Genomic DNA, 13,501 nt, shown 5'->3' with positions numbered 1-13,501 from the left:
TTGGAATTATTTATTTTGAATAATTTTCCGTTTTCGAATGGCGAGGCTTGCAACACGCCGGCGTTCCGCCGACGCGGCGATATCCTGAAAGCGGTGCTGGAAGGACTTCACCGCTTCGCGGCGGCAGTCGTCGAGGTGTCGTAGAAGCGTGCCAAGTCATGCTTCAATGCGTGCAGCGCCGCGTCGTCGAGATAGATCATGTGGCCCGTGGGGTAGTACGTGACGTGGACGTTCGCGCGCAGCGAGGGATCGAGCTCCATGTGCGACAAGTCGTATTCCGTCGCGAAAAAGGGCGTCGCGAGGTCGAAATAGCCGTTCGCCGAGAGCACCTGCAAGCGCGGATTCTGCCGCATCGCTTGCGCGAGATCGCCGGCCGCATAGGGCTCGGTCAGCTCTTCACCCCACCATTGGCGGTGCTTCCAGTTCCATTGCTTGAGCGCCGCATCGTTGAAGACGCGGTAGCGATCCTGCGCGACGTAGTGCAGATCCTGCGCGAGATGCTGATGGAGCGCGGCGTCGAACGCGCTCGACACGCCGCTCACCGATGCATCGCCATCGGGGCTGTCCGACGCGTCGTCGACATCGATGCCTTCGAAGCGGCCGTCGTAGCGGCCGACGGTGCGCGACTCGCCGCGCAGCAATTCCTTGCGGAAACGTGACGGCCAGATGCGCAGGCGCGTTTCCTTCACATACTGCGCGTCGAGCCCGGTGTAGCGCGCGACCTGCGCGGCGATCGCGTCGCGTTCCGGGTCGCCGAGCGCATCGCCTTTCGCGAGCGCCTGCGCGTAGGGGCCGGTTGCGAACGCGCGGACTTCGTCGAGAAAGGCCGGCAAATCGGCGGGCTTCGGGTTGAGCTTGTCGTGATACCAGGCGATTGCGGCGTAGGTGGGCAGGTAGCGCTCGTTGAGGGTGTCGTAGCCGGGCGCGTGCAGCCCCGAGTTCAATACCGACGACAACAGCACGACGCCGTTGAGCGCCATGTCCTCTTGATCGAGCTTGTACGCGAGCATCGCGGCGCGCGCCGTGCCGTACGATTCGCCGATCAGGAACTTCGGCGAGTTCCAGCGCTGGTTGACCGTCACATAGCGTTCGATGAAATGCGCGAACGCGTCGAGGTCTTCGTCGACGCCCCAGAATTGCTTGCCGGTCGCGTGGCCGACGATCCTCGAAAAGCCGGTGCCGACCGCATCGACGAACACGAGGTCGCTCTTGTCGAGCAGGCTGTCGGGATTGTCGGCGAGGACGTAGGGCGCGGGCGGGGTCGCGGCGGGGCTGGTCGTTCGTACGCGCTTCGGGCCGACTGAGCCGATCAGCAGAAAGAGGCTGCCCGCGCCGGGTCCGCCGTTGAACAGAAACGTGATGGGGCGCTGGGCGGGTTGCTTCGTGTCCAGGGTGTAGGCGACGTAGAAGACGCTGGCAACGGCCTCGCCCGCGTTGTTGCGCAGGAGCAGGTTGCCCGCTGTCGCGGTGTAGTCGAGCTTGTGGCCGTCGATCCGGATCGAATGATGCGTGACGCTCGACGTCTCGGGCGGAACAGGGACGGCTGCGGCTTTCTCGTCGCTGGCGGGTGGGGCCGCGCTTGCTGGTTCGGCGGCGTGCACTTCGCGTTCGCGAGTCTCGCGGGGGGCGGTTTGTGCGTGGCGTCTGCCGTGTTCCTGACCCGTGTCGACGCCGGGAGCCGACGCCTCGGCCGCCGGTGCGCCCGCGCTCGCTGCCGCAACCGCAGACGAATCTGCATTCGCGGCCAAGCTCGGGGATGAAGACAGTGCGACGGCGAACGTGGCTGCCGACGCTGCAATGAAGCTGTGCAGCGAAATTGCGAAGCGATAGCGCATAGTCGGTCCGATTGGCGTGCGGCGCCGCTGGGGGTGGCACCGATTCTTCGCAAAGTCGCGCGTCAAGTCAATGGCGTGAAGCGATCCTTTAAGATGTCGCGAATGGATCGTTCGTGCCGCGCTGTCGCAACACGCGTGCAAAACCCGCGCGCAGTCGCCGAACGGTTGTTCATGCAACGAAATCGCTTAAAGAATGGCCATGGCTGAAGAAAATCCCGCCGATATCGAACCGAACCACCGGAAACTCCAGCGCATCGCTTCGACGGTCCTCTACGCGGCGCTCGTCTTGCTCGCGCTCTGGGTGATGCGCGACTTCATTCCGGCGGTCGCGTGGGCCATGGTGATCGCGATCACGCTGTGGCCGCTTTTGGCGCGCTTCGAAGCGTTTTGCGGTTCGCACTTTCGCACGACGTTATTCGCGATTGCCGTGACCACCGCGATCGGGTTGCTTGTCGTACTGCCGTTCGTGCTGGTGTTCGCGCAGGCCGTGAGCGAAATACACGAATTCATCGCGTGGCTCAGAACCGCCGAGGCCAACGGCATTCCGGAGCCGGACTTCGTCGCCCATTTGCCGTTCGGTTCCTCGCAGGTTGCAACGTGGTGGCAGGACAATCTCGCGCTCCCGTTGCAGGGGTCGCCCGCGATGAAGGCGCTGCACGGCGGCACGGTCGTGACGCTCGGCCGGCGTTTCGGCACATTGGCGGCGCACGGGCTCGTCGTGTTCGCGTTCACGCTCGTGACGCTGTTCGTGATTTTCCAGGCGGGGCCGCAGTTGAGCGGCAACTTGCTCAAGGGCACGCGCCGCGCGTTCGGTCCCCACGGCGCGCTCCTGGCGGTGCGCATGGCGGCGGCGGTGCGCGGGACCGTCAGCGGCCTGGTCGTGGTCGGATTGGGAGAGGGCGCGCTCTTGGGCGTCGCCTATCTCGTGAGCGGCGTGCCGCACGCGGCGGTGCTCGGCCTCTTGACGGCCATTGCGGCGATGCTGCCGTTCTGCGCGCCGCTCGTGTTTTGCGGCGCGGCGCTGTGGCTCTTCACGCAAGGCGCGACGGTCTGGGCAATCGGCGTGGTTGTGTTCGGCGTCGTCGTGGTCTTCATCGCCGAGCATTTCGTGCGGCCGATCTTGATCGGCGGATCGACGCGCCTGCCGTTTCTGTTGGTGTTGTTCGGCATCCTCGGCGGCGCGCAGACCTTCGGCTTCATCGGCCTTTTCATCGGCCCGGCGTTGATGACGGTGCTGACCGTGCTGTGGAGCGAGTGGGTGCGATAGGGGGTGATAGGGCCCGGTGCTGTCCGTCGCGCGCGGCCGGCGCTAAAGAAGAGCTCGCCGCCTACTTGCCGCTTCCCTTTACGCATTCCAGCGTGTACTTGAGCCCGGCGCCGATCAGTCCGCGCCAGACATCCCACGTGTGCCCGCCCTCGACGATCCGCAACGCCGCCGGATTGTTCGCCTGCCGCAAATGCGTGTATAGCGCGTCGGCTTCGGCCTGGATGACGAGGTCGCCGTCGCCGGCGGCGATGAAGAACGGCAGCCGCCACGGCCGGTCCAAATAGCCGCTCCACAGCGCCGGATAGTTGAGTTCGTGCCAGACGCGCGGATCGAATTGCCGGTCGCCGAATACGCCGACGGAGCGTGCCGCCGACGTGAGCGGCGGCACGTCCGCATAGATGGCCGGGCTCAGCAGCATCACCGAGCAGAACGCGTCCGGCGCGAGCAGTGCGTAGCGCAACGCGCCGAAGCCGCCCATCGAGACCCCGCCGATCGCGCGTCCGTTGCGCTGGTTCGAGACCGCGTAGTGCGATTCGATCTCGGGCAGCAGATTGCTGAAGAACGCAGTCTGCATCTTTTCCTTGCGGTCCACGTACCAATCGGTGCCGGCCTGCGGCATCACGATCACCACGGGCGGAATCTCCTTGCGTTCGATGAGCTGATCGGCCGTGGCCTGCAATTGGCCTTGCGTGATCCAGTCATTGGCGTCGCCGTGATTGCCGTGCAGCAGATATAGCACCGGATAGCGCGGACCGTTGTCGCGATAGCCGGTCGGCAGGTAGATCGTGTACGACCATTCGCGGTTGAGCGCTTCGGAATGGAACGAGCGCGCCGTGACGCTGCTCGCGAACGAAGGCGCCTGCGCAGTCACGCTGATGAGCACGGCAAGGACGTAGAGGAGTGTGCGCATGGAGATCGGGAGTGGGACGGGTTGCCGCAAAGCGCTTGGCGCGCCTAATCCTAGCAGTGGCTACCAGCGGCCAGGGCCGGTTTTCGTGCGAACGGGCCCTGGCGGCGAGGCGCGTGTTCAGGCGCTCAGCTGGTCTTGACCGCCAACACGCGCACGAGCGGCCCATAGACCTTCGCGACGGCCAAGAGCGCGGCGATCGCCACGGCGTCGGCGGAGAGGCCGAGCGGCACGTCGAGCAGGCCGTCGGTCATCGTGTACAGGACGGAATCGACGATCAGCGATATCGCCGTGCCGGCGATAAAGCAAAGCAACCCCTTGCGGCCGACCGTGCCGATCCACGGCAGCCAATTCGCGGCCTTCTTGGCCCAGCCGGCGCGGATCAGGTCCGCCACGAGCCACGCGATCACCACGAAATTCACGACGCGCAGCCACTCGAGGTTTTGCTTGAACTCGGGACGCAGCGCATCGGGAACGCCGGAGAGCTTCGCAAGCCACAACACCGCAAGCAACGAGAGCGCCGCTGCGCTGACGAGCGGCCCGAAATGAGACGTGCTCACGCGCTGGTAGACCGGCTGGCAGCGCGTGAGCACGCCCAGCACGAACATGAGCTGCCAGGCGAACGGGTTGAAGTCCCAACGCATGTCGGCGGCGGCGGGCAGGTACGGGAGGAGGCGGCTCGCGCCCGCCCACAGCGCGACGCTCGCGGCGGCGAGCAGCCACGGGTTCTTGCGCGCGAGCGGCAACACGAACGGCACGGCCAGCGCGAACAACGCATACATCGGCAGCACCGACGCCAGATAGGGCTGGCGGCGCAGCAGCAGGATATCGAAGAGCGTCTGGAGCGGGGCGCTCGTGAGGCTGTCGAGATCGGCGTAGGCGAGATTGGGCGCCTCGTCGAAGCCGAGCGCGACGAATGCCGCGCTGATCACGAGCATGAGGCCCGCGGTCACGAGGAACGCGCGATAGATCTCGAGCGCGCGGCGCAGGAAGCGCTGGCGAGCGGCGGTTTCGTCGTGCTTCCTGGCGAGCGACAGATACGCGGTGGCCGTCGCATAGCCGCCGAGAAAGACGAAGACTTCGGCGGCGTCGCAGAACGCGTAGGTATGCAGCGTGAAGCGCGACAGGATGCTGCCGCCGATGTGATCGACGACGATGATGAGGAGCACGAGTCCGCGCAGGAAATCCAGTTCGACGAAGCGTTGTGATCTTGGCATGGTGTTCGAAACGGCCGGTCCCCATGGGCCGCTCTATGGGCGGGACCTTGGGGACCGGTTGGGAATTGGGGTTGCTGGGCGGCGCAGGTCCGAAACGGTTTGCGCCAGGCCGGCGGAGCAGACGAGATAAGCGGCTGCGAGACAAGTCTGAAAGACCCGCTCGGCGGGCCATGGTTCCCGCTATTCTTGCGAAACGCTTTCTGAATTATTACCAAATCTGACTGGGCGTTGGCCTTGCGGCAAGCACGGAGCGGTAAACATCGGTAAAGTGCGGGCCCAGCCCTTTATCTCAAAACGTTGACGTGCGCCGTGGCAAGCGGTATCGGGGTGCTCGCGCACTGCAGTGATGACACAAAGCAATGAAACGCACGCTACTTGCTGTTTTGGCCGCTCTAATTCCTGCGATCTGCGCAGCTGCCGAGCTCGATGAGCCGTTGAAATGCGGTGTCTCCGCGCACGAGTTCATCGGCACGCTCGAGCAGCAGTACCTGATCGACCCGACGCCGACCCGCGTCGAGCCGAATTCAATCAACGCGTTCCGGCCCACCAGCGGCGCGAACCTGACGGCGTACGGCTTCCACGTGTTTGCGCTGGTCGGATTCCAAAAGGACGATCCGATGTTTCGCGCCGGCGCCGGCAAGCCAATCGGCGATTCGGCATACGGCGCTGTCGTATTCGGCTGGATGGACGACGTGCAGAAGGCGGTCACGGCGGCGCATAGCCCGGCGGTCGTCCATAAGGTTGCGCCGCACATCACCGCGATATTTTGTAACCCGGATTAATGTGACTTCGTTAATGCTCGACTTAATGCGAGCCGCTTAATTCGGTCGTTGCTATTGATGCCCGGGCTTTACTCGTCGGAGGGCTGTCATGCCCTTTGGGTCTTGTCTCGTTTTGTCGTGCCGCCCCCACTGGACGGGCGACTCGAAATTAGGGGTTATCCCGTATTGATAAAGCGTTTTGACTGACCACTGGCGCGTCAATCCATCTGATTGATGTGGCTTTAGTTGGCAATTCGCAACGGTTCTGCGCAAAAACGCGCACCAGAATGGACGCCACTCTTTCGTCGTGCAACCATCGTTCTGGTGTTGCATGAAGTTACAGCAACCAGACATTAAAAGCTCTGCCATAAAAATAAGCAGACTGTAAAAATTTTCAACAAGTCAAAAAGGTTTGGAGATTTTGATGAAAAAACACGTCATTTCGCTCGCAGTGCTGTCCGCATTTGCCGCTCCGGTTTTCGCACAAAGCAGCGTCACGCTGTACGGCGTGATCGATGAAGGCCTGAACTACACGAACAAGGTGGCAACGTCCACCGGTGGCCACTCCGTTTGGGAAATGCAAAGCGGCTACGCGCAAGGCAGCCGCTGGGGCCTGAAGGGCACCGAAGATCTGGGCGGCGGTCTGAAGGCGATTTTCCAATTGGAAAACGGCTTTGACGTGAACACCGGCAAGCTCGGCCAGGGCGGCCTCGAGTTCGGCCGTCAAGCCTACGTCGGCCTGACGCAAGACCAATACGGTACGTTGACCCTCGGCCGTCAATACGACTCCGTCGTTGACTACCTCGCGCCGCTGACCGCGAACGGCAACTGGGGCGGCTACCTGCTCTCGCACCCGTACGACAACGACAACACGGATAACTCGTTCCGTCTGAACAACACCGTCAAGTACGCGAGCCCGGTCATCGCTGGCTTCCAGGCCGGCGGCACCTACAGCTTCAGCAACAACACCGGCTTCGCTAATAACCGCGCCTATAGCCTCGGCGCCACTTACACGTTCGGCGGACTGCAGTTCGCGGGCGCATACATGGCGATCGACAACCCGGGGACGAACGGCAGCGGCGCGGTGACCACGACTGACGCGAACTTCATCTCGAGCAAGCTGCAAGTCTTCGGCGGCGGCGTGAACTATACGTTCGGTCCGGCAACGGCTGGCTTCGTGTACACGAATTCGTACATCCAGCACCCGCTCGGGACGACGTACCTGACGGACCCGACGACGGGCGTCAATCCTGCGCCGCTCACGTCGCTGGCTAATCCGACGCATTCGCTGCGCTTCCAGAACTTCGAAATCAACGGCAAGTACCAGATCACGCCGGCGTTCTACGTGGGTGCGCAGTACGTCTATACCTACACGAACTTCAACGCGGCAGACGGCAACGTACATCCGAAGTACCAGACGTTTGGCTTCATGGCCGACTACAACCTGTCGAAGCGCACGGACTTCTACTTCCAGACGGCGTACGAGCACGTTTCGAGCGGCGGTACGGGTACGCAGTTGGATCAGGCGTTCATCCCGGGTACGGACAACTCGTCGAGCACGACGAACCAGGTTGCTGTCCGCCTGGCCATCCGTCACAAGTTCTAAGCTGACGGCACAACGCGCGGCGCCTCTCGCGCCGCGCGAGTTTCTAATAAATCGATGCGCAGGCAGCGGCGTTCACGCTGCAGCGTGCCTTCGATCTGCGCCGTGCGACGGCGATTCGGCTCATCCCAGCACGGCTCGGATGGGCCTTTTTACTTTTGAGTCTCCGTCGCGGTCTTCGTGCAAAGCATGACGCGGCGCGACGCCGCAATGTCACATCCCCGAGTGCGTCTCCTCGATCAACTGAGCGACCCAGTCGACGAAAATCCGCACGCGCGGCGCGAGATACCTGCCATGCGGAAACACGACCGACACCGGCAGCGGCAAGTCGTCCGGCGTGCTGGGCATGCCGTACTGCTCGATGTACGCGGGCGAAGCGCAATTGATCTGTTCGAACATGCCGATGCGGCGCGCGACGAGCGTCGTATCGCTCAGCACGCCCACGCGTACCGCGCAGTCGACGCCGTCCTCGATCAAGTCGATGATGCGGTCCGATGCGCTCAGCACGACGCGGATGTCGGGGTATTTGGCAAAAAACTCGGGCAGCGCGGGGATCACCGTATGCAGCGCGAGCCGCTCGGGAAGGTCGACGCGGACTGCGCCGCGCGGGCCGGCCGTGGCGTCGGAGAAGAGCGACTCGGCGTCGTCGATGTCGGCCAGCACCTGCACGCAGCGTGCGTAGTACGCGCTGCCTTCGTGCGTGAGCGAAACGCGGCGCGTCGTGCGTTGCAAGAGGCGCACGCGCAGATGCTCTTCGAGATAGTGGATCGCGTTGCTCACGCTAGGCCGCGGCAGCTGCATCTGTTCGGCGGCCTTCGTGAAGCTGCCCAATTGCGCGACCCGCGCAAACACTCTCATCGCCTGCAAATGGTCCATACTCGAAAAGTTTCCTTCGATCGATTCGTTTCGGCTGTGACGTAACGGGCTTGGTCGATGATTGGTCATGCCGCTCGAACAAATTGATCGAGCGGCGCGGATTTATCCGCGGGCGGCCGCTCGGCAGAATGCCGTTCAAGCGCGGTGCCGTTTCAAAGTCCTCGTGACTTGCGGCATCGGTGTCTCTCAACCGCAAGGAGCGATTCGAATGAACACCCGACGTCTTGGCAGCAACGGTCCGCAAGTCTCCGCAATCGGCCTCGGCTGCATGGGCATGTCCGACTTGTACGGCCCCGCCGACCAGAACGAAAGCATAGCAACGATTCATGCCGCACTCGACGCCGGCATCACGCTGCTCGATACCGGCGACTTCTACGGCATGGGCGCAAACGAGATGCTGATTCGCGATGCGCTGCGCGGCCATCAGCGCGAAAACGCGCAGATCAGCGTCAAGTTCGGCGCGTTGCGCGATCCTTCCGGCGCATGGAATGGGTACGACAGCCGTCCGGTTGCGATCCGGAACTTCCTGGCCTACACGCTGCGCCGTCTCGGCACCGACTATATCGACGTCTACCGCCCCGCGCGGCTCGATCCGAACGTGCCGGTCGAAGAGACGATCGGCGCGATCGCGGACCTCGTGAAGGAGGGCTATGTCCGGCAGATCGGCCTCTCCGAAGTGGGTGCGGACACGCTTCGCCGCGCGCATGCGGTCGCGCCGATCGGCGATCTGCAAATCGAGTATTCGTTGATGTCGCGCGGCATCGAAGCCGAGATCCTGCCGACGTGCCGTGAACTCGGGATCGGCGTGACCGCGTATGGCGTGTTGTCGCGCGGCCTGTTGAGCGGACAGTGGTCGAAAGAGCGCGGGCAGCAGCGCGATTTCCGCAGCGTCAGTCCGCGCTTCAGCGGCGAGAACCTCGAGCGCAATCTGGCGCTGGTCGAAGCGCTGCGCGTGATTGCCGACGAACGCAACAGCAATCCGGCGCAGATCGCGATTGCCTGGGCGCTGTCCCGTGGCGACGACATCGTGCCGTTAGTCGGCGCGCGACGCCGTACCCAGCTGACCGACGCCATCGCGGCCGCCAACTTGCGACTTTCGGCTGAGGAGGTGGCGCGTATCGAGGCGGCGGTTCCGGTCGACGCCGTAGCGGGAACGCGTTATCCGCAGGCGCAGATGGACCATCTCGACAGCGAGGGGCCTGCGTCGCATTGAAACGCGAAGTAAGAAGAGTGGGCTGGGGGTGACGTGCGTCGCGCCGATGCTCGACAGTCGGCGTCCAACGGGCGAGGCGGGGGTGCCGCGCCCGTTACGCCGCGGGCTTGGCGGCAGCGCGCATCGCGCCAAGCACCGCCTGTTTCTTCTCGTCGAGATGCTGGCGCATGAGCCTGGCCATTCTCGTGCCGTCACGCGCTTCCAGCGCTTCGATCATCTGTCCATGTTCCGCCACGGCGCGCGCCCATTTTTGCGCGTCGTGGTTCGAGCGAAAGCGCAGTCCTTCCACGCGGCGGTTCAGGGCCAAGTAGGTTTGCCGCAGGACGTCGTTGTCCGCGAGCAGATTGATCGTGTCGTGGATCGTCCGGTTGTAGTCGTAATAGCCGGGCAGGTCGCCGCGCGAGTGGCAAGCCAGCATCGAAAAATGCAACGCCTTCAGCTCGTTCAGATCGGGATCGGTGATCTTCGCGCAGGCCAGTTCGCCCGCGAAACTCTCGAGGCAGCCAAGCAGGTCGAACGTATTGCCGATCTCCTCCTCGGTCATGACCGCGACCACGGCGCCACGATTCGGCTGATGGTCGATCAAGCCTTCCGCGGCGAGCACCTTCAGCGCCTCGCGCAGCGGCGTGCGCGACACGCCGAGCACCGCACATAACTCCCGCTCGTTGAGCCGCGCGCCTGGCGCAAGCGATCCTTCCACGATCATTTTGCGCAACGCGCCGGTCACCGATTCGTGCAGAACCGGACGGGTGACGGCGAATTCAGCGGCGCCGGATGCGGTCGATTCGGTCAGGCTATCGCCGGTTTTGGTATGCAATATACTAGATGCCATATTGTGAATACACGCGTCAAGAACCGGGTAACCCCAGATAATATAAGCATTACACGGCGATTCGTCCATTTCTGACGACCGCAAAGAAAGTGTTTGCGCGCGAAAAATGTCGCGTTTATGGTATACCAAATGCAAAATTCCGAGACGGTAAGAGAAGCCGTGGAGCCAAACTTGCATTCAATGTCTATCATTTCGTATCCATGCGCCAATTCGACCGAACGGATGGCGCGCAATCCGCGTTCGAATCCGACTCAGGCAAGGAGACACCTCACACCATGGCCTCTATGCAAGCTCTGGCCGCTCGACTCGTCGAGGCGCGCCGCACGCACACCCTGATCGACACGCTTGCGGACGACCTGCTTCCCGCCAGCCCCGCCGATGCTTACCTCGCCCAACAATTGACGATCGCGGCGCTCGGTGGCGGCGCCGGCTACAAGATCGGCGCGAAGACGCCCACTGACGAACCGCAATGCGCGCCGCTCCCCGCTTCGAGGGTGTTCGGCGCGAAGACCGGCGTGCGCCGCGCCGACTACTCGCGCATCGGCCTCGAGCTCGAGATCGCCTTCAGCTTCGCCACCGATATCGACAACACCTTCGCCGAGCGCACCGACGACGTGCTCGACGCGATCGATGCGATGTCGGTCGTGGTCGAGGTGGTCGACAGCCGCTTCAAGGCTTGGCCGCAAGTCGACAAGCTCGCGCAGCTCGCGGACCTGCAGAACAACGGCGCGCTCGTGATCGGCGAGACTAAGCGCTACGACCGGCGCTTCGATTTCGTCGCGCCGAAGGTCAGTTTTCATTGCGGCGATCAGGAGATCTTCAGCGGCCAGGCGAGCAACCCCGCGGGCGATCCGCGACGTCTCGTCGTCTGGCTCGTCACGCGCACGTTGCAGAGCGGGCAGACCATTCCGGCGCGCACGCTGCTCACTACCGGCTCGTACACCGGCATCTATATGGCCGAGGGGCCGGATATCGTGCGCGGGACCATCGAGGGCATCGGCAGTATCGAGTTCGAGATCGCCTGACCGGCTCGGTGGTTTCCCGTCCCGGATCCCATAGCCGCATCCCGGCGCATGGCGTCATGCGCCGGGGTGCGCGCGACCCTGTGGCAGAAAGCCACGCTTGCGCTCCGTAAAGTTTTCCTGACAACGGCCGTAGTCCATTCCATGTGGCGTCCATTTAATTTGGACCTCGGCTGCGCGTGTGCCGGGTGTGCAGCGCGCGAGCAAAGTGCGAGGAGCGGCGAACCCGCCGTCCCCACCACATAGAGTGGAGATCATTTGATGCTGAAGAACCTTTCGATTCGCGCGTGGCTGACTCTCATGGTCTCGTGCTTCGCGGTCGTGCTCGTTGCGGGCGCCGCGATTGGACTGCTGTCGATGCGTGCCGGCAACGCATCGCTGCAGCAGACGTATGCGGTCGATACGCCAGCCGTCGCGGACATCGACGGCAGCGCCGGGCAATTGCTGCGCTTGCGCCTCGCATTGGCGACTTACGCGTCGCTCAGCGATATCAACGACCAGGACGCCGCGGCCGCGGTGCTCAAGCGTGCGGACGACTACCGCCGCGTATCGGACGAGCGTCTTGCTCACTATCTGAGCCAAGCAGGCGGCGATCCCGACGTGCAGCCGCTCATCAAGGACTTGCAGGACGCGCGCGACGCGTTCCTGCACGACGGCATCGATCCCGCGCTTTCTGCGCTGAAATCGGGTGACAAGACGGCCTTCCAGCAATTGCAGGGCAAGAAGCTGCCCGCGCTCTACAACGCTTACGACAAGGCCACGGCAGCGCTCGAGAAGGTGCAGCTCGACCGTGGCGCGCAACGTTTCCAGGCCGCGCAGGATCGCTTTCAAGTCGTGAGCATCGTCGTTGCGGCGGGCATGCTGGTTTCGCTGGTGTGCGCGTGGCTCGGGCGCGCGATGCTCGTGCGCGCGATCGTGCATCCGGTCGACGCGGCGATCGCGCAGTTCCAGCGCATCGCGCACGGCGATCTGACGGGGCGTGTCGAGGTCACGGGCGACAACGAAATGGGCCGCCTTGCCGCGGGGCTGCAGACGATGCAGGCGTCGCTCGTGGCCACGGTCAGCACGGTGCGCAGCAGCGCGGATTCGATCGACACCGGCGTGAGCGAAATCGCGTCCGGCAACACGGATCTGTCGCAGCGCACCGAAGAACAGGCGGCTTCGCTCGAGCAAACGGCGGCCAGCATCGAAGAGCTCACGTCGACCGTCAAGCAGACCGCGCAAAACGCCCAGGAGGCGAGTTCGCTCGCGCAGGGTGCGTCCGGCCTCGCGGCGCAAGGCGGCGAGCTCACGCAGGAAGTCGTCGGCACGATGCAGGAGATCGTCGACAACTCGCGCAAGATCGCCGACATCGTCGGCGTGATCGAAGGCATCGCTTTCCAGACCAATATTCTTGCGCTCAACGCCGCGGTCGAGGCGGCGCGCGCGGGCGAACAAGGGCGCGGCTTCGCCGTTGTGGCGAGCGAAGTGCGCTCGCTCGCGCAGCGCAGTGCGGCGGCCGCGAAGGAAATCAAAACCGTGATCGGCGAATCGTCGGCGCGTGTCGAAGCGGGGGCTGAGCTCGTGGAGCGTTCGGGGGCGACGATGAATGAAATCGTCTCGGCGATTGCGCGCGTGAGCACGATCATGAACGAGATCGCGACGGCCGCGCACGAGCAGAGCACGGGTATCGATCAAGTCAACATCGCCGTGGCGCAGATGGATGAAGTCACGCAGCAAAATGCGGCGCTCGTCGAGCAGGCGGCAGCGGCGGCGAGTTCGCTCGAAGAGCAGGCGCGCAGGCTGACGACGGCCGTCGCAGTGTTCCGCGTTTCCGGGAGTTCGGCGCCGGCGCGTGCGGTCGCAAATCGTAGGGAAGGCGAACGCGTTGCGCCGGTCTTGACGGAAACCTCGCTCGAAACGGCGTAGGCGGCGCGAGCCACGCGGGAAGCGGCAGTTGCATTTGTAATGATCGATTGCAGTCGGTTA

General features: G+C 63.7%; 11 protein-coding genes. 6 read left to right on the top strand and 5 right to left on the bottom strand.

Going from position 1 to position 13,501, the window contains the following annotated elements; translation table 11 throughout:
• Nucleotides 1-107: 107 nt before the first annotated feature.
• Complete coding sequence (locus FAZ95_RS33330) at nt 108-1,835, bottom strand: S10 family peptidase (protein WP_137336650.1); 1,728 nt, start codon at nt 1,833-1,835, stop codon at nt 108-110.
• A gap of 199 nt (nt 1,836-2,034) precedes the next feature.
• On the opposite strand from FAZ95_RS33330, the gene FAZ95_RS33325 reads away from it, so the two are divergent.
• The gene (locus FAZ95_RS33325) at nt 2,035-3,102 is read left to right on the top strand and encodes an AI-2E family transporter (RefSeq protein ID WP_137336649.1); all 1,068 of its coding nucleotides are present in this window, start codon (nt 2,035-2,037) and stop codon (nt 3,100-3,102) included.
• A 61-nt stretch (nt 3,103-3,163) separates the two neighbouring features.
• Here the strand turns inward: FAZ95_RS33325 and FAZ95_RS33320 are convergent, their stop codons facing one another.
• Both FAZ95_RS33320 and FAZ95_RS33315 read right to left on the bottom strand, forming a co-directional pair.
• Nucleotides 3,164-4,012, bottom strand: a complete 849-nt coding sequence (locus FAZ95_RS33320) for an alpha/beta hydrolase (RefSeq protein ID WP_137336648.1) — start codon at nt 4,010-4,012, stop codon at nt 3,164-3,166.
• Nucleotides 4,013-4,137: 125 nt separating this feature from the next.
• A complete protein-coding gene (locus FAZ95_RS33315; protein ID WP_137336647.1) occupies nt 4,138-5,226 on the bottom strand; it encodes an OpgC domain-containing protein in 1,089 nt (362 codons plus the stop codon).
• A gap of 359 nt (nt 5,227-5,585) precedes the next feature.
• Here FAZ95_RS33315 and FAZ95_RS33310 point away from each other — a divergent pair, with 359 nt between their 5' ends.
• Both FAZ95_RS33310 and FAZ95_RS33305 read left to right on the top strand, forming a co-directional pair.
• Nucleotides 5,586-6,008, top strand: a complete 423-nt coding sequence (locus FAZ95_RS33310) for a hypothetical protein (RefSeq protein ID WP_137336646.1) — start codon at nt 5,586-5,588, stop codon at nt 6,006-6,008.
• 403 nt (nt 6,009-6,411) lie between these two features.
• Nucleotides 6,412-7,593, top strand: a complete 1,182-nt coding sequence (locus FAZ95_RS33305) for a porin (protein WP_137336645.1) — start codon at nt 6,412-6,414, stop codon at nt 7,591-7,593.
• Nucleotides 7,594-7,803: 210 nt separating this feature from the next.
• Here the strand turns inward: FAZ95_RS33305 and FAZ95_RS33300 are convergent, their stop codons facing one another.
• Nucleotides 7,804-8,466 carry a LysR family transcriptional regulator gene (locus tag FAZ95_RS33300; protein ID WP_137336644.1) on the bottom strand — a complete coding sequence of 221 codons (663 nt, stop codon included), beginning with the start codon at nt 8,464-8,466 and terminating at the stop codon, nt 7,804-7,806.
• Between the two features lie 208 nt (nt 8,467-8,674).
• Between FAZ95_RS33300 and FAZ95_RS33295 the strand changes: the two genes are divergently transcribed.
• Nucleotides 8,675-9,679, top strand: coding sequence for an aldo/keto reductase (locus tag FAZ95_RS33295; RefSeq protein WP_137336643.1), 1,005 nt, complete (start codon nt 8,675-8,677; stop codon nt 9,677-9,679).
• Nucleotides 9,680-9,773: 94 nt separating this feature from the next.
• On the opposite strand, the gene FAZ95_RS33290 is transcribed toward FAZ95_RS33295, so the two are convergent.
• Nucleotides 9,774-10,688: a GntR family transcriptional regulator gene (locus FAZ95_RS33290; protein ID WP_367872836.1), complete on the bottom strand. Its 915-nt coding sequence runs from the start codon at nt 10,686-10,688 to the stop codon at nt 9,774-9,776.
• A gap of 98 nt (nt 10,689-10,786) precedes the next feature.
• Here FAZ95_RS33290 and FAZ95_RS33285 point away from each other — a divergent pair, with 98 nt between their 5' ends.
• Nucleotides 10,787-11,536, top strand: a complete 750-nt coding sequence (locus tag FAZ95_RS33285; protein ID WP_175425831.1) for a 2-keto-4-pentenoate hydratase — start codon at nt 10,787-10,789, stop codon at nt 11,534-11,536.
• A 258-nt stretch (nt 11,537-11,794) separates the two neighbouring features.
• Nucleotides 11,795-13,441 carry a methyl-accepting chemotaxis protein gene (locus FAZ95_RS33280; protein WP_137336641.1) on the top strand — a complete coding sequence of 549 codons (1,647 nt, stop codon included), beginning with the start codon at nt 11,795-11,797 and terminating at the stop codon, nt 13,439-13,441.
• Nucleotides 13,442-13,501 lie beyond the last annotated feature (60 nt).

The sequence above is a fragment of the Trinickia violacea genome (genome assembly GCF_005280735.1).
GTDB lineage: Bacteria > Pseudomonadota > Gammaproteobacteria > Burkholderiales > Burkholderiaceae > Trinickia_A > Trinickia_A violacea.
This window is presented reverse-complemented; position numbering and strand designations above follow the sequence as displayed.